Origin of the sequence: Pseudomonas sp. SJZ103, assembly GCF_007828335.1 — a bacterium.
In the GTDB taxonomy this organism is placed as follows: Bacteria; Pseudomonadota; Gammaproteobacteria; order Pseudomonadales; family Pseudomonadaceae; genus Aquipseudomonas.
Genome location: NZ_VIUN01000001.1, coordinates 380595 through 397894, shown reverse-complemented (window position 1 = coordinate 397894; position 17300 = coordinate 380595). Strand labels below are relative to the sequence as shown.

At 60.1% G+C, this 17300-nt stretch carries 14 protein-coding genes; 9 read left to right on the top strand and 5 right to left on the bottom strand.

Translation table 11 applies throughout. The features are described 5' to 3' along the window. Positions 1 to 150: 150 nt before the first annotated feature. The 5 genes from moaE to FBY10_RS02020 form a co-directional block, all read right to left on the bottom strand. Positions 151 to 600 (bottom strand): molybdopterin synthase catalytic subunit MoaE, encoded by a 450-nt coding sequence (moaE, locus tag FBY10_RS02040; RefSeq protein WP_145335269.1) that lies wholly within the window; start codon positions 598 to 600, stop codon positions 151 to 153. A gap of 2 nt (positions 601 to 602) precedes the next feature. Then, positions 603 to 845: a molybdopterin converting factor subunit 1 gene (gene moaD, locus FBY10_RS02035; protein WP_131698344.1), complete on the bottom strand. Its 243-nt coding sequence runs from the start codon at positions 843 to 845 to the stop codon at positions 603 to 605. Beyond that, complete coding sequence (gene moaC, locus FBY10_RS02030; RefSeq protein ID WP_131698345.1) at positions 842 to 1315, bottom strand: cyclic pyranopterin monophosphate synthase MoaC; 474 nt, start codon at positions 1313 to 1315, stop codon at positions 842 to 844. The genes moaD and moaC overlap by 4 nt, the downstream gene beginning before the upstream one ends. Positions 1316 to 1403: 88 nt before the next feature. Next, the gene (locus tag FBY10_RS02025) at positions 1404 to 2798 is read right to left on the bottom strand and encodes a PhoH family protein (protein WP_131698346.1); all 1395 of its coding nucleotides are present in this window, start codon (positions 2796 to 2798) and stop codon (positions 1404 to 1406) included. A 347-nt stretch (positions 2799 to 3145) separates the two neighbouring features. Further along, positions 3146 to 4270, bottom strand: coding sequence for a polysaccharide deacetylase family protein (locus tag FBY10_RS02020; RefSeq protein WP_145335271.1), 1125 nt, complete (start codon positions 4268 to 4270; stop codon positions 3146 to 3148). Positions 4271 to 4389: 119 nt separating this feature from the next. Between FBY10_RS02020 and yaaA the strand changes: the two genes are divergently transcribed. The 9 genes from yaaA (at position 4390) to FBY10_RS01970 (ending at position 17168) form a co-directional block, all read left to right on the top strand. After that, entirely contained in the window at positions 4390 to 5169 is a 780-nt protein-coding gene (gene yaaA, locus FBY10_RS02015; protein WP_145335273.1) for a peroxide stress protein YaaA, read from the top strand. 888 nt (positions 5170 to 6057) lie between these two features. Further along, a complete protein-coding gene (locus FBY10_RS02010; RefSeq protein WP_131698349.1) occupies positions 6058 to 7374 on the top strand; it encodes a nucleotide sugar dehydrogenase in 1317 nt (438 codons plus the stop codon). Between the two features lie 83 nt (positions 7375 to 7457). Continuing rightward, complete coding sequence (gene alg8, locus FBY10_RS02005) at positions 7458 to 8939, top strand: mannuronan synthase (RefSeq protein WP_053131348.1); 1482 nt, start codon at positions 7458 to 7460, stop codon at positions 8937 to 8939. Positions 8940 to 8977: 38 nt separating this feature from the next. Beyond that, positions 8978 to 10144 carry an alginate biosynthesis protein Alg44 gene (locus tag FBY10_RS01995; protein ID WP_131698351.1) on the top strand — a complete coding sequence of 389 codons (1167 nt, stop codon included), beginning with the start codon at positions 8978 to 8980 and terminating at the stop codon, positions 10142 to 10144. A 2-nt stretch (positions 10145 to 10146) separates the two neighbouring features. After that, the gene (gene algK, locus FBY10_RS01990; protein WP_131698352.1) at positions 10147 to 11538 is read left to right on the top strand and encodes an alginate biosynthesis TPR repeat lipoprotein AlgK; all 1392 of its coding nucleotides are present in this window, start codon (positions 10147 to 10149) and stop codon (positions 11536 to 11538) included. Beyond that, positions 11535 to 13022 (top strand): alginate export family protein, encoded by a 1488-nt coding sequence (locus FBY10_RS01985; RefSeq protein WP_145335275.1) that lies wholly within the window; start codon positions 11535 to 11537, stop codon positions 13020 to 13022. The genes algK and FBY10_RS01985 overlap by 4 nt, the downstream gene beginning before the upstream one ends. Further along, the gene (gene algG / locus FBY10_RS01980; protein WP_145335277.1) at positions 13022 to 14590 is read left to right on the top strand and encodes a mannuronan 5-epimerase AlgG; all 1569 of its coding nucleotides are present in this window, start codon (positions 13022 to 13024) and stop codon (positions 14588 to 14590) included. Before FBY10_RS01985 ends, algG begins: the two co-directional genes overlap by 1 nt. 11 nt (positions 14591 to 14601) lie before the next feature. Further along, on the top strand, positions 14602 to 16050 hold the full coding sequence (locus FBY10_RS01975) for an alginate O-acetyltransferase (protein WP_131698534.1): 1449 nt from the start codon (positions 14602 to 14604) through the stop codon (positions 16048 to 16050). A gap of 8 nt (positions 16051 to 16058) precedes the next feature. Then, positions 16059 to 17168, top strand: coding sequence for a mannuronate-specific alginate lyase (locus FBY10_RS01970; RefSeq protein WP_090409225.1), 1110 nt, complete (start codon positions 16059 to 16061; stop codon positions 17166 to 17168). Positions 17169 to 17300 lie beyond the last annotated feature (132 nt).

The following is a 17300-nucleotide window of genomic DNA, read 5'->3' as shown; positions in this document are numbered from 1 at the left end:
TTCCCACCCTCCCCCCCAACACTATTACCTGACCCAACTTTGTGTCGGGCTCCTTCGCCCCTTGTGCTTCTTAAAAACACACTGTTCATTTCCTGATCCACCGCCATCGGGAGCAAGCCCCCTCCCACATTTGGTTCTGTGTTCGGCTGGCTATTTCCAGCGATCCGCTGCAGCGTGGTCGCTGTCCCGACCTTCCACCCAACGCGCACCTTCGCTGGTGTTCTCCTTCTTCCAGAACGGCGCACGGGTTTTCAGGTAATCCATCACAAACGCACAGGCATCAAACGCGGCCTGGCGATGGGCACTGGCGGCCGCCACGAACACAATCGGCTCACCCGGCTCCAGCGCACCGATACGATGCAGCACTTCGAGCTTGAGCAGCGGCCAGCGTTGTTCGGCTTCGACGCCGATCTTGGCCAGGGCTTTTTCAGTCATGCCCGGATAGTGTTCGAGGAACATCCCGGACACATCTCGGCCCTCGTTGAAATCGCGCACATAGCCGACAAAACTCACCACCGCGCCCACGCCCACATTCGCGGCGTGCATCGCGTTGACCTCGGCACCGGGGTCAAACGGTTCGACCTGTACACGGATGGCCATGTTCAGCCTCCGGTCACGGGCGGGAAGAACGCAACTTCATCACCGGCCTGCAACGGCTCATCGAGACCGCACAACTCCTGGTTGCGAGCACACATCAAGCTGGTTTCGTTGAGCACTTCAAAGCCCGGATCAGCGGCCAGCGCCTGGCGCACGGCGTCGACAGTGGCGAAGTCGCCCTCCATCTCAAGTGAATCCAGGCCTATTTTTTCGCTGTAACGCGCGAAAAACAGTACGTTGATGCTCATTGTTCATCCGCCTTGAAATGCCCGCTTTTACCGCCGAGCTTTTCCAGCAGGCGAATGGTTTCGATGGTCATGCCGCGATCCACGGCCTTGCACATGTCGTAGATGGTCAGCGCGGCGACACTGGCCGCCGTCAACGCCTCCATCTCCACGCCGGTCTGCCCGGACAGCTTGCAGCGCGCGACGATGTGCACCGAGTCTGCGCCCTCGGCACTCAGTTCGACCTTGACCCCGGTCAACATCAGCGGGTGACACAGGGGGATCAAATCACTGGTTTTTTTCGCCGCCTGGATCCCGGCAATGCGGGCCACGGCAAACACGTCGCCCTTGGGATGGGCGCCGTCGACAATCATTTGCAGGGTTTCGGGCAGCATGCGCACCCGCGCTTCGGCCACCGCCTCCCGGAACGTCACGGACTTGTCGGTGACGTCGACCATATGGGCGCGACCTTGGGAATCGAGATGAGTCAGCACAGGGATACTCCTGATCAGGAGCAGCGATTGTAAACCCAATGCATAAGAAATGTGGGAGGGAGCAAGCCCCCTCCCACACTGACCGCGTTTACAAATGCGATTCGGCGTATTCAGCCAGAATCGAGCGAGGTACCCCTTGCAGCGCAATGTGCACGCCGTTCGGGAAATCCTTGAAGCGTTCCGTCAGGTAAGTCAGCCCGGAGCTGGTCGCGGACAGGTAAGGGGTGTCGATCTGTGCCAGGTTGCCCAGGCACACCACTTTGGAACCGGCACCGGCACGGGTGATGATGGTTTTCATCTGGTGCGGGGTCAGGTTCTGGCATTCATCGATCAAAATCAGGCTTTGCTGGAAGCTGCGACCTCGGATGTAGTTGAGGGATTTGAACTGCAACGGCACTTTGCTGAGGATGTAGTCGACGCTGCCATGGGTGTTTTCGTCATCCATGTGCAAGGCTTCGAGGTTGTCGGTGATCGCCCCCAGCCACGGCTCCATTTTTTCCGCCTCGGTGCCGGGCAGGAAGCCGATTTCCTGGTCCAGGCCCTGCACGGAGCGGGTGGCGATGATGCGGCGATAGCGCTTGGTCACCATGGTCTGCTCAATGGCGGCGGCCAGGGCGAGGATGGTTTTACCGGAACCGGCAGCACCCGTCAGGTTGACCAGGTGGATGTCCGGGTCGAGCAGCGCATACAGCGCCAGGCTCTGGTAGATGTCACGCGGTTTCAGACCCCAGGCTTCCTGGTGCAACAGGGGTTCCTGATGCAGGTCGAGGATCAGCAGCTTGTCGACCTGGATCTCTTTGATCCACCCCACGAAGCCCTGCTCGTCGACGATGAATTCATTGATATGCACGGCCGGCAGGTTGTCGATCAACTGTACCTGGTGCCAGGTGCGGCCATGGTCCTGACGGGTCTCGACCTTGCTGACACGGTCCCAGAACGAGCCGGTCATCATGTGATAACCACGGGACAGCATCGACACGTCATCGACCAGTTGGTCGGTACTGTAGTCCTCGGCGGCGATCCCACACGCTCGTGCCTTGAGGCGCATATTGATGTCTTTGGTCACCAGCACCACGCGCAGGTCCTTGTCGCGAGCGTGCAGGTCGATCAATTGGTTGATGATTTTGTTGTCGTTGAGGTTTTCCGGCAGCAGGCTGTTGGGCTCGCTGCGCTTGCTCATCAGGATCGACAGCAAGCCCTTGGGCCCGCTTTTGCCGCGCTGGATCGGCACACCGACTTCAACGTCGTCGGGTGACGCTTCGCCCAGGGTCTTGTCGATCAGGCGGATGGCCTGGCGGCATTCGGCAGCCACGCTGTGGTGGCCGCTTTTGAGTTTATCGAGCTCCTCAAGCACGATCATCGGGATGGCGACGTGGTGTTCTTCGAAGTTAAGCAGTGCGTTTGGATCGTGGATCAATACATTGGTATCAAGCACATAAAGGATTGGCTGGTCGGAAGAAGGGGTGCGTCCATGATCATCCATACTCGGTCACCTTTGTGGGAGCCAGTCGACGCAATACCACGACAGTGCTGCGCCTCGATTCGACCACCGACTGCACCTGAGTGACGTCAAGCGCAGTGCCCACATGAGGAGTCTTGGAAGACGCCACCTGTGTTGCAGGTTTCGGCGATCTGACTTCGTAATACCGCAAAACCCATGACAGGAAAAAGCACTTTGACGCTTTTTTGAAGTTTATTTTTCAGGATGACGAATAGCACTAGCCGAGTGCCCGATGCACCGTTAAAGTCGGAAGTCCGCCTGCATCGAAATGTCGCACAAAATCACCCCAAAAATGCCTCTCGCCCAACAGGGCCGGGCACTTCATCTTTTTAACGAAATGCCTCCCGGCAGTCCTGCCAACCCAGCCCACTTTGCGCCGTTGCCTGCAGCAACATCGGCAGTGCCACCCGCGCCTTGTCCTGGGTGTCGTGAAACACAATCACGCCTTTGCGCCACAACAGCATCAACGTCAGCACCCGCTGCGCCGACTCATCGGCCTTGAGCTTGCCCGGCTCGTCCTGGGAATCGATGTCCCATAACGCCACCTGCAAGCCCTGCGACTGGAAAAACCCCTGGCTGTCCGCGCGACGTTGCCCGTAAGGAGGGCGGAACAGCGGCACGTAGTTTTCCGGCATCAGGTTCTGCACCAACTGCGCGCTGCGGGTGATGGAGCCTTGCCAGTCCACCCAATGGCTGTGGGAACGGTACTGCCAGCCCTGGGTGCCGACGCACTGCCCCTGGTACAACGCCTCCACCTCCGCGGCGGAACTGCGCTCCACACGGGTTTGCAGGCTGCTCCCGAGGGCAAAGAAGGTGGCGTTCATCTTCTGCTTGCGCAGGTAGTCGGCGACCCAGTCGGTATTGCCGCCGACCGGCGCCGGACCGCCGTCGAAGGTCAGCAGGAAGAGGCGGTCGTTGAACTCGTCGCCATTGCGTTCATGCTCGCCAAAGCGCGCAACTTCGCTGCTGATCTGCGGAAACAGCGCGGCCTTGCGCAGCAGTTCGTCCAGATAGCGCTCATGGAAGGCATGGCTGGGGGCTGCCCAGCCTATATAGAAAGAGTCTTCGCTGATCGCCAACTTGCCGGCCTGCTCGCGCAGGTCGTCCATGCTCTCCACCAGGTAGCAGAACGAGGCGTCGACTTCGCAGCTCTGCTGGGCAAAGGTGTAGTTCTCCAGCAGGCGCTGCCAAAGCTCGCGGCGCAGGTCGTCGATGGCCGCCAGGTTGATGATCTTCAAGCCCAGGCGCTGCTTGAGTGCGGCTTCGTCCAGGGATTCACTGGCCAGCAGGCTGTGGGCGAACATCAGGATTTCCGCACGCGAAGCCACATCGAACAGCGCCGGGCTGCTGAGTTTTTCCGGCCAGGTGCCACGATCCAGACTGGCTACATCCACCGGCGCCGCCTGGGCATTCAGGCACAGCAGGCAAGCCGACAACAAAAGCGCTATTCGCACACAGGGTCTCCCTCTCCAGAGTCACCGGCCATCATAGCGGATCGCGCCTATCGCCATCATAGGTGGAGTCAAAACGCCCGAGCCCCTAGAATCCCCGCACGATTACAGGAGACGACTTCATGCTGATGGTGATTTCCCCCGCCAAAACCCTCGACTTCGAGTCAAAGCCGGCGACCCAGCGCTTTACCCAGCCACAGTACCTGGACCATTCCCAGGTGCTGATCGAGCAACTGCGCGAACTGAGCCCGGCGCAGATCAGCGAATTGATGCACGTGTCCGACAAGATCGGCGGCCTCAACGCCGCCCGCTTCGGCAGCTGGACCCCGGCCTTCACCCCAGAGAATGCCAAGCAGGCCTTGCTGGCATTCAAGGGCGACGTGTACACCGGCCTCAACGCCGAGACCTTCACCGATGCCGACTTCAGCTACGCCCAGGACCACCTGCGCATGCTCTCGGGCCTGTACGGCCTGCTGCGCCCCCTGGACCTGATGATGCCGTACCGCCTGGAAATGGGCACCAAACTCGCCAACGCCCGTGGCAAGGACCTGTACGCCTTCTGGGGCACGCGCATCAGCGAGTGGCTGAACGAAGCCCTGGCCGAACAAGGCGACGACGTACTACTCAACCTGGCCTCCAACGAGTACTTCTCAGCGGTCAAGCGCACGGCCCTGAACGCGCGGATCATCAACACCGAGTTCAAGGACCTGAAGAACGGCCAGTACAAGATCATCAGCTTCTACGCAAAAAAGGCCCGAGGCATGATGAGCCGCTTCGTGATCGAAGAGCGCATCAACGATCCGGCCAAGCTCAAGCAGTTCGATGTGCAGGGTTACCGCTTCAATGCGGAGCAGTCCAAGCCGGACAATCTGGTGTTCTTGCGCGATCACGCACCGGAATAAGGCCGTACCAGCCTCCTTCAGACAATGAAATCCAAATGTGGGAGGGGGCTTGCCCCCGATGGCAGTGCATCAGTCGATACATAGGCGACTGACACAACGCAATCGGGAGCAAGCCCCCTCCCACATTTTTGTCCGCGCGCCACACCAAAAATCGTCATTTATTTGACGTCAAAAAATATACCGACACATCCCTAACAATTCTTTCACTCGACATTTCCGATTTTTTTTCGTAGTGGCACCACTTTTTAAAATCACTAGTGGCACAAAACTATCCCTGCGCGCCAACTACCTGTAACTACTGGCCCAGATAGCAAGTGCTATCAATATAGTACCAGTGCCATCTTTGCCTATATTTCAAGAAATTTCCGGAAACAGGATGAGCGGCCAGGAACTTCGTCCTAAAGCACCGCTCATACCACCGGTAACGAAATTCTCTGTTTCTGTAGGAGATGACTTACAAGGCGGACCAACGGAAGTAGCGAAGTTGTCATATTCAACTTTGACTCAGTGGTCACATTACCAACCGATTAGTTGAGAGCGGCGATAAGGATCCATTGCCACGAACTATAAGGCCAAGGCTGTGCTTACCCTAATGGGTCAGTGAGACACCCCAAGGCGTTGATATTTAAAGGCTTACAGCCTCTATCAAGGCCCTGCGGCACTGGCGCCAGACCCTTCTCCCAGGAAGGCTGGCTGCATTTCAGGGCAGGCCCCAATAACAAGGCCAAGTTGCGCACAACTTGAGTGCAATAGTTAGTCACTCGTTATTCAACATGCCTGTACGCGGCAAGTCGGCGTCTATTCGCCCAACTTTCGCGGCATTTGTGACGTTTGCAAACATGAACTCCGGCCATCTAATGGCATGATTTAAATACAGAGGTAATTGCGATGCGCATCAGCATATTTGGTTTGGGTTACGTTGGCGCAGTGTGTGCCGGTTGCCTGTCTGCCCGTGGCCACGAAGTGGTTGGCGTAGACATCTCCAAGGAAAAGATCGACCTGATCAACGCCGGCAAATCGCCGATCGTCGAGCCGGGTCTGGGCGAACTGTTGAGCCAGGGCATCGCAAACGGTCGACTGCGCGGCACCACCAACTTCGCCGAAGCCATCCGTGATACTGACCTGTCGATGATTTGCGTCGGCACGCCGAGTAAGAAAAACGGCGACCTGGAACTCAACTACATCGAATCGGTATGCCGCGAGATCGGTTTTGTCCTGCGTGACAAGACCACCCGCCACACCATCGTGGTACGCAGCACCGTGTTGCCGGGCACCGTCGCCAACGTGGTGATCCCGATCCTCGAAGACTGCTCCGGCAAGAAAGCCGGCGTCGACTTCGGCGTTGCGGTCAACCCGGAATTCCTGCGCGAATCCACCGCCATCGCCGACTACGACCTGCCACCGATGACCGTCATCGGCGAATTCGACAAAGCCTCCGGCGATGTCCTGCAGTCCCTGTACGAAGAACTCGACGCACCGATCATCCGCAAGGACATCGCTGTGGCCGAGATGATCAAGTACACCTGCAACGTGTGGCACGCCACCAAGGTCACCTTCGCCAACGAGATCGGCAACATTGCCAAGGCAGTCGGCGTCGACGGTCGCGAAGTGATGGAAGTGGTCTGCCAGGACAAGACCCTCAACCTGTCCCAGTACTACATGCGCCCAGGCTTTGCGTTCGGCGGCTCCTGCCTGCCTAAAGACGTTCGCGCCTTGACCTACCGCGCCAGCTCCCTGGACGTGGAAGCGCCGCTGCTCAACTCGCTGATGCGCAGCAACGAATCCCAGGTGCAGAACGCCTTCGACATCGTCGCCGGCCACGACAAACGCAAAGTCGCCCTGCTGGGCCTGAGCTTCAAGGCCGGTACCGACGACCTGCGCGAAAGCCCGCTGGTAGAACTGGCCGAGATGCTGATCGGCAAGGGTTACGACCTGAGCATCTACGACAGCAACGTCGAGTACGCCCGTGTCCACGGCGCGAACAAGGACTACATCGAAGGCAAAATCCCCCACGTGTCGTCCCTGCTCAACTCGGACTTCGATGACGTGATCAACAACTCCGACGTGATCATCCTCGGCAACCGCGACGAGAAGTTCCGTTCCCTGGCGCAGAACGCACCGCACGGCAAGCAAGTGATCGACCTGGTGGGCTTCATGTCCAAGGCGACCTGCACGACCGGTCGTACCGAAGGCATTTGCTGGTAACAGCAACGGTAAGTTTCGAGCTGCAGGCGTATCAATCCCCAGCGCTTGCAGCTCGAAGCCTTCTTCACCTTCGGATGACGCTTATGTCCAAGTTAAAACACGTACTGCTCCACTCCGCCGGCTGGCTGTTCTTTCTGAGCCTGCTGATGGGTCTCGCCCTGCTGTTGCCGGCGAGTACGTTCGACTCCGAGTCGAAGAATTTTATTTTCCTGATTGGCGCCGTCGGTATCTGGCGCTACTCGATGGGTGCTACGCATTTCTTTCGCGGCATGCTGTTCCTGTACGTGGTCTACCCGCACCTGCGCCGTAAAGTACGCAAATTGGGCAAGGCTGCGGACCCGTCCCACGTGTTCCTGATGGTCACCAGCTTCCGTATCGATGCGCTGACCACCGCGCAGGTCTACAGCTCGGTGATTCGCGAGGCCATCGAATGCGGCTTCCCGACCACCGTGGTCTGCTCGCTGGTGGAAATGTCCGATGAGCTGCTGGTCAAGAGCCTGTGGGAACGCATGAACCCGCCGGACCACGTCAAGCTCGACTTCGTGCGTATCGCCGGTACCGGCAAACGCGACGGCCTGGCCTTCGGTTTCCGCGCCATCTCCCGCCACCTGCCGGACGACCGCGCCGTGGTTGCGGTGATCGATGGCGACACCGTGCTCGCCGAAGGCGTGGTGCGCAAGACCGTGCCGTGGTTCCAGCTGTTCGGCAACGTCGGTGGCCTGACCACCAACGAATTCTGCGAAGTGCGCGGCGGCTACATCATGAGCGAGTGGCACAAACTGCGCTTCGCCCAACGCCACATCAACATGTGCTCCATGGCCCTGTCCAAGCGCGTACTGACCATGACCGGTCGCATGTCGGTGTTTCGTGCCAACGTCGTGACTGACCCAGGCTTTATCGCCGACGTGGAAAGCGACTCGCTGCAACACTGGCGCCTGGGCCGCTTCAAGTTCCTCACCGGTGATGACAAGTCCAGCTGGTTCAGCTTGATGCGCCTGGGCTACGACACCTTCTACGTGCCCGATGCGGCGATCCACACCGTGGAACACCCGCCGGAAAAGAGCTTTATCAAGGCCAGCCGCAAGCTGATGTTCCGCTGGTACGGCAACAACCTGCGCCAGAACTCTCGAGCCCTCGGCCTGGGTGTACGCCGCCTCGGCCTGTTCACCAGCATCGTGTTGTTCGACCAGCGCGTGTCGATGTGGACCTCCCTGCTCGGCCTGACCGTGGCAATCATCGCCACCTTCAAGTACGGCGGCGCGTTCATCCTCGCGTACCTGCTGTGGATCGGCATCACCCGCCTGATCCTCACACTGCTGCTGTCGTGCTCCGGCCACAAGATCGGCCCGGCTTACCCGGTGATTCTCTATTACAACCAGATCATGGGCGCGCTGGTGAAGATCTACGTGTTCTTCCGCCTTGATCAACAGTCCTGGACACGCCAGGACACCAAACTGACCCGCGATTTGGCCAGCTTTCAACGTTGGTTCAACACCTGGTCGTCTCGGACCATGACCTTCTCCGCCGGCAGCATCTTCGTTGCCGTGTTGCTGATGATGGTCTGACCCTGCCAAGCCTGAATTAACCAAGGAATTACACCGTCATGAACAGCCAAGTAAACGCCAACGTTGTCCACGAATCCGAAGCACAGCGCCAACATGCCCGGGTCAAAATCCCGGCCAAGCTGCGCTTTTTCAACACTGACCGCACCCAGACCGAAGCACGGGTCATCGACCTGTCCGCCGGCGGCCTGGCGTTCACTGCCACCCAGCCGTTGACCGTGGGTGAAGTGCACAAGGGTCGCCTGCAATTCGTCATCGATAACCTCGGCCTGGCCATGGATGTGGAGCTGCAGATCCGCTCCTACGACCGCCAGAGCGGCCGTACCGGTTGCCAGTTCCAGAACCTCGACGCCCAGGATATCTCTACCCTGCGCCACCTGATCACCTCGCACCTGTCGGGTGACATCGTGACCATGGGTGATGTGCTGGCGACCCTGCAACGCGATAACTTCACCAAGGCACGCAAGGTCAAGGACGGCGGCAGCAACATGAGCGCCTTTGGCCGCCTGCGCGCCGTGACGTTCAGCCTGGCGATCTTCCTGGTGGGTCTCGCAGCCTTCGGTTTCGTCTTCAAGTCGGTGTACGGCATGTACTTCGTCAGCCACGCCCAGGCGGGCCTGGTAAGCGTACCTGGCATGAACGTGACCATGCCGCGCGACGGTACCGTGCAAAGCCTGCTCAAAGGTGACGCGGTGGCGGCCAAAGGTGCGCCACTGGCGACCTTCAGCACCAGCATGCTGGATGTGCTCAAGGGCCACCTGGACGAAGACCAGCTGCAACCGGCCAAGGTCGAAGAACTGTTCGGCAAGCAAATGACCGGCACCCTCACCTCGCCGTGCGATTGCGTGGTCGCCCAGCAACTGGTCGCCGACGGCCAGTACGCCAGCAAAGGCGACGTGATCTTCCAACTGGTGCCACGCGGCAGCCAGGCCAATGTGGAAGCACGCTTCTCCTATCGTCAGTTCGGTGACGTGCGCCCAGGCACCCCGGTGAGCTTCCAGGTGGCCGACGAAGAGCAGACCCGCACCGGCACCATCGTCAGCAGCACCAGCCTGAACAGCGCCGACCTGTCCTCCGACATCCGCGTACAGATCAAGCCTGACGCCCCGCTGGACAGCGCCTATGCCGGCCGCCCGGTGGAAGTGACCAGCGACCGTGGCCCATCCCTGAACTGGCTGATCGATAAAGCCATGGCTGCGGGTCTTTAATCATGAGCGCCCTTCGAACCCTGCCCGTGCCCCTGGCGCTGGCCATTGCCCTCGCCGGTTGCGCCGGCCTGCCCGACCAACGCCTGGCCAATGAAGCGCTCAAGCGTGGCGACACCGTCACCGCGCAGCAGAATTACCAGCAACTGGCAGAGCTGGGTTACAGCGAGGCCCAGGTGGGCCTGGCCGATATCCAGGTAGGCACCCGCGATCCGGCGCAAATCAAACAGGCCGAGGCCACTTACCGTGCCGCGGCGGATACCTCGCCGCGTGCCCAGGCGCGTCTCGGTCGCCTGCTGGTGGCCAAGCCAGGCTCCACCGAAGCCGAACACCATGAAGCCGAAGGCCTGCTGAAAAAAGCCTTTGCCAATGGCCAAGGCAACACGTTGATCCCGCTGGCGATGCTGTACCTGCAATACCCGCACAGCTTCCCCAACGTGAATGCCCAGCAGCAGATCAGCAAGTGGCAGGCGGCCGGTTACCCGGAAGCCGGCCTGGCCCAGGTGCTGCTGTATCGCACCCAGGACACCTACGACCAGCATCTGGATGACGTTGAGCGCATCTGTAAGGCCGCGTTGAACACCACCGATATCTGCTACGTCGAGCTGGCCACGGTCTACCAGAAAAAAGCCGAGCCGGAAAAACAGGCCGAACTGCTCAAGCAGATGGAAGCCGGCTACAGCCGCGGCACCGTCACCGCCCAACGCGTCGACAGCGTAGCCCGCGTACTGGGCGACGCCACGCTGGGCAAGACCGACGAGAAAACCGCCCAGGCCCTGCTGGAAAAAATCGCCCCCGGCTACCCGGCTTCCTGGGTCAGCCTGGCGCAACTGCTCTACGACTTCCCCGAACTGGGCGACGTCGACCAGATGATGAAGTACCTGGACAACGGCCGCGCCGCCGACCAGCCGCGCGCCGAGCTGTTGCTGGGCAAGCTCTACTACGAAGGCAAGTGGGTGCCGGCGGACGCCAAGGCGGCTGAAGCGCACTTCCAGAAAGCCGTGGGCCGCGAAGTGGCTGCCGACTACTACCTCGGCCAGATCTACCGCCGTGGTTACCTGGGCCAGGTCTATTCACAAAAAGCCCTTGACCACCTGCTGACCGCTGCGCGCAACGGCCAGAACAGCGCCGACTTCGCCATCGCCCAATTGTTTTCCCAAGGCAAAGGCACCAAGCCCGACCCATTGAATGCCTATGTCTTCAGCCAATTGGCTAAAGCCCAGGACACGCCAGAGGCCAATGACCTGGCCACGCAGCTCGAAGCCCCGCTCACGCCAGAACAACGCGCCCAAGGCCAACGCCTGGTGCAACAGGAACTGGCCGCGCGCGGCACCCTGGCCCAGAGCACGCTGCAACTGCACGCCCTGGAAGAAGAAGACGGCGAGGAATCCCTATGAAGCTCAATCCATTCGTGCAGGCCGGCATCGGCCTGACTTTCGCCCTGCTGTGGTCGTGCCCGACCCTGGCCGCGCTGACCGAAGCCAAGAACTTCGGCCTGGAAGTCAAAGCCACCGCGCAGTCCGAAGATGACCGCGACCTCGGCACCCAGAAAGGCGGCGACGTCAACGGTGTCGGCCTCGACCTGCGCCCGTGGATCTACGGCGAAAGCGGCGCGTGGAGTGCCTACGCCATGGGCCAGGCGGTCGTGTCGAGCGACATCATCGAGACCGACACCCTGCAACAGTCGGCGGATGACGAAAACCAGCAAACCACCAACAACGACCGCAAGGCCAAGAAAAACTACCTGGCCATGCGTGAGTTCTGGGTCGGCTACAGCGGCTTCACGCCCTACCCCGGCGAGATTCTCAAGCTCGGTCGCCAACGCCTGCGCAATGACGACGGCCAATGGCGCGACACCAACATCGAAGCGCTGAACTGGACCTTCGACACCACCCTGCTCAAGGCCAACGTCGGCGTCGCCGAACGTTTCAGCGAATACCGCACCGACCTCAAGGAACTGTCGCCCAAGGACAAGGACCGTCAGCACCTCTACGCCGACGCGTCCTACCAGTGGACGCCAGGCCAGTGGATCGGCCTGCGTGGCCACCACACCCATGACAACGGCAAGCTCGACTACCCGGAACCGGGCGTGGCCACCGATTCGCTGGACAAGCGCGAGAACGGCGACCTGACTTGGCTCGGCATCGAAGCCAACAGCGACGCCTACAACTGGCGCAACACCAACACCGTCAACTACTGGGCCAGCATCACCGGCATGAAAGGCGACCGCGACTCGGTCAATGCCTTGAACGCCGACGGCACCCGTCCGACAGAGGCCAAGCGCAGCGATGACGTCAGTGGCTGGGCGACCGATCTGGGTATTCGCCTGCGTCTGGACCCGCAATGGCAAGTGGGTGCGGCCTATGCCCGCGCCAGTGCCGAGTACGAGCAGAACGGCCTGCAAAGCAACCGTTCGAACTTCACCGGCACCCAGTCCCGCGTGCACCGTTTCGGCGAAGCGTTTCGTGGCGAGATGAACAACATGCAGTCCATGAGCCTGTTCGGTTCCTGGCAGCTGCGTGAGGACTATGACGCCAGCCTCGTATACCACAAGTTCTGGCGTGTCGACGGCAACAAGCCGGTGGGCAGCAATGGCATCGACGCGGTGCAGAACAACACCGATGACGTGACCGGCGCGATCCTGTCCAGCACCTCCCTGCCGCTTGAAGACGGCAAGAAAGACCTGGGCCAGGAAATGGACTTGGTCGTCACCAAGTACTTCAAGACCGGCCTGCTGCCGGCGGCGCTCAGCCAGTCGATCGACGAGCCGTCGGCTCTGGTGCGTTTCCGTGCAGGTGTGTTCAAACCGGGTGACGCCTACGGCAGCCAGGTCGACTCGTACATGCATCGCGCGTTTGTCGACGTGATCTGGAAATTCTGATGGGAGCCTGTGCAATGAATGCTCAAAGCCTACTCGTCGCGGCAATGCTGTTGGCCAGTGCCACAGCGTTCGCCGATACGGCGGCCAAGGCGCCGACCATCGCCAAGGAACTGCAACAGGCCAAGACCTACACCATTTCCAGCCCGCCGACCGCGCCGCTGGAAATGGCCAAGCCTGCTCTGCCGGACCTGTCGGGCTACACCGCCGCAGCGATGGAAAAGAAGATCGTACGCACCAAGCCCGGCAAGATCAGCATCCGCCGCATGATGCAGGAAGACGCCCTCAAGGACTTTATCGGCGGCGACAACAAGATGGCCGAATGGGTGGTGCGCCAGCACGGCATTCCCCAGGCGATCTTTGTCGACGACGGTTACATGAACCTCAAGGACCTGCTCGGCAAAGTGCCCAAGCAGTACTTCAGCGAAACCTCGCCGGGCGTGTTCCTCGCCAAGTTGCCGATCGTGGTCGGCCGCAAGGGCATCCTGGACATCGATAAACACACCCAGGAGCTGCGCCTGTCCCAGCAGGCCGGTTCGTTCCTGATCAACGACGGCCAGCTGTTTGTGCGTGACACCAAGATCACCGGCTGGGACGAAAAGGCCAATGGCCCGGCGCTGTTCAAGTCGCCCAAGGAATTCCGCCCGTTCCTGCTGTCCTGGGGCGGCACCGAGACCTACATCTCCAAGACCAAGATGGCCAGCTTCGGCTATGCCAACAGTAAGTCGTACGGGGTGAGTATTTCCCAGTACACGCCGAACATGGCCAAGGTGCTCAAGCGCCCTGAGCCGACCGGCTGGATCATCGATTCCGAGTTCTCGGACATGTGGTACGGCTTCTACTGCTACGAGACCACGGGCTTCGTGATCAAGGGCAATACCTACAAAGACAACATCGTCTACGGCATTGACCCCCACGACCGTTCCCACGGCCTGATCATCGCGGACAACACCGTCTACGGCACCAAGAAAAAGCACGGCATCATCATTTCCCGGGAGGTTAACGACAGCTTCATCTTCAACAACCGCAGCTACGACAACAAGCTTTCGGGCCTGGTGATCGACCGTAACAGCGTCAACAACCTGATCGCCGACAACGAGATCTACCGCAACCACACCGACGGCATCACCCTCTATGAGAGCGGCGACAACCTGTTGTGGGGCAACAAGGTGATCAGCAACCGTCGCCACGGCATCCGCGTGCGTAACAGCGTGAACATCAAGCTGTACGAAAACACCGCCATGGCCAACGGCCTGACCGGCGTGTACGGCCACATCAAGGATTTGACCGACACCGACCGCGACATCGCCCTCGACCCCTTCGACGCCAAGGTCTCGCTGATCGTGGTCGGCGGTGAGTTGGCGGGTAACGGCAGCGGGCCGCTGTCCATCGACTCGCCATTGAGTATCGAGCTGTACCGCGTGTCGATGCTGGCGCCGACCAAATCCAGCGGCATCAGCTTCTCCGGCGTGCTGGGCGATCGTCAGGAAGAAATTCTCGACCTGCTGGTGCGCCAGCAGAAAGCCGTGCTGATCGACCCTGTCGAACGCCAGACCGAAATGCAGGACTGAGGATGACCCTTATGCACCCACACATGATCAAACTGCTGAGCCTCTCGGGTCTGACCCTCGGCCTGCTCGCGGCCAGCCAGGGCGTGCGCGCCGACGAAATCAAGGCGCCGACTTTCACTGCCGAACCGTGCTGCAGCCTGTGCCCGGCCGCCCACGACGCGAAGAACTACACCACGCGCTACCAGCAGAACTTCACCACCCTGGTGCAAGCCCAGGGCGACTGGCTGTTCCGTACCCAGGAAGACCTGCGCACCGAATTCGACACCAGTCCTTCCGGCTACAAGCGCATGCAGCAGTTACACGATGCGTTCAAGGCCAAGGGCGTGGAACTGGTGGTGGTCTACCAGCCGACCCGTGGCCTGGTGAACCGCAACAAGCTCAACCCTGCGGAAAAAGCCTCGTTCGATTTCGACAAGGCCCTGGGCAACTACAAGACCATGCTCGGCCGTTTCGCCAAGATGGGCTATGTGGTGCCGGACCTGTCGCCGTTGACCAACGAGCAACTGCCGGACGAACTGCCGGCCCACGACTTCTACTTCCGCGGCGACCAGCACTGGACCCCATACGGCGCCCAGCGCACGGCGAAAATCGTGGCGGCCAAGGTTAAGCAGATGCCTGAATATGCCGAGATTCCCAAGCGCGAATTCGAGACCAAGCGCTCCGGGCGCATGGGCAAGACCGGCACCCTGCACAACATGGCCGGGCAACTGTGCGGCACCAGCTACGCGATCCAGTACATGGACCAGTTCACCACCGAGCCGAAAGGCGAAGCCGGTGATGGCGACCTGTTCGGCGATTCGGGCAACCCGCAGATCACCCTGGTGGGCACCAGCCACAGCGGCAAGAACTACAACTTCGCCGGGTTCCTGGAAGAAGAAATCGGCGCCGATATCCTCAACGTCGCCTTCCCCGGCGGTGGCCTGGAAGGTTCGATGATCCAGTACCTGGGCAGCGACGATTTCCAGAAGAGCCCGCCGAAAATCCTTATCTGGGAGTTCTCGCCGCTGTATCGCCTGGACCAGGAGACCATCTACCGCCAGATGATGTCGCTGCTCGACAACGGCTGCGAAGGCAAGACCGCGCAGATGAGCGCGAGCACTACCTTGAAACCCGGCAAGAACGAATTGATGGTTAACAGTTCGAACAAAGACCTGCGTAACGCCAATCACCAGGTTGATATCCGCTTCGCCGACCCGTCGGTGAAAACCTTGCAAGCCACCCTCTGGTACATGAACGGGCGCCACGAGGACATCAAGATCGAGAAACCCGAAACATCCGATACAGACGGGCGTTTCGCCTTTGAACTGCGCACCGATGAAGACTGGGCCTCGCAGAACTTGCTGGCGGTCGAAGTACAGGGCCCCGAAGCGGGCGCTGCCGCGCAGAAGGTCGAAGCGAAAATTTGCACACGCAACGTATTCCCAAGCGGCGGTCAGAAGACTGCCTCACTCGGGCAATGAGGTTACTTATGCAGAAGTTATTGATTCCATCGTTGCTGGGCCTGGCGATCTTCGCCGGTGCAGCCAACGCCGCCGCGCCACTGCGTCCGCCCCAGGGCTACTTCGCACCGATTGAAGCGTTCAAGACCGGCGACTTCAAGAATGACTGCGATGCCATGCCGGCGCCGTACACCGGCTCGCTGCAATTTCGCAGCAAGTACGAAGGCTCCGACAAGGCCCGTTCCACGCTGAATGTTCAGTCGGAAAAAGCCTTTCGCGACAGCACCGCCGACATCACCAAGCTGGAAAAAGACACCAGCAAGCGCGTGATGCAGTTCATGCGCGACGGTCGTCCGGAACAATTGGAATGCACGCTCAACTGGCTGACCAGTTGGGCCAAGGCCGATGCGTTGATGTCCAAGGACTTCAACCACACCGGCAAATCCATGCGCAAATGGGCCCTGGGCAGCATGGCGTCGGCCTATGTACGCCTGAAGTTCTCCGACTCGCACCCGTTGGCCAATCACCAGCAGGAATCGCAACTGATCGAAGCCTGGTTCAACAAACTGGCGGATCAGGTGGTGAGCGACTGGGACAACCTGCCGCTGGAAAAAACCAACAACCACTCCTACTGGGCTGCCTGGTCGGTGATGGCAACCTCCATCGCCACCAACCGTCGCGACCTGTTTGATTGGGCCGTGAAGGAATACAAGGTCGGCGTGAACCAGGTCGACGACCAAGGCTTCTTGCCGAACGAGTTGAAACGTCAGCAACGTGCCCTGTCGTACCACAACTACGCCCTGCCGCCGCTGTCGATGATCGCCAGTTTTGCCCTGGTCAACGGTGTTGACCTGCGCCAGGAAAACAACAGCGCGCTCAAGCGCCTGGGCGACAAAGTGCTGGCCGGGGTCAAGGACCCGGAGATCTTCGAACAGAAGAACGGCAAAGAGCAGGATATGAAGGACCTCAAGGAGGACATGAAGTATGCCTGGCTCGAACCGTTCTGCACCCTCTACACCTGCGCGCCGGATGTGATCGAGCGCAAGCACGGGATGCAGCCGTTCAAGACCTTCCGCCTCGGGGGTGACCTGACCAAGGTCTACGACCCGGCGCATGAAAAAGGCAACAAAGGTTCCTGAGCGAACTCGGTAAAAAATGTGGGAGGGGGCTTGCCCCCGATAGCAGGGGGTCATTCAACACAGATGGCGACTGTTACACCGCCATCGGGAGCAAGCCCCCTCCCACATTTTTGAGCCGGTTTCGTCAGTAGG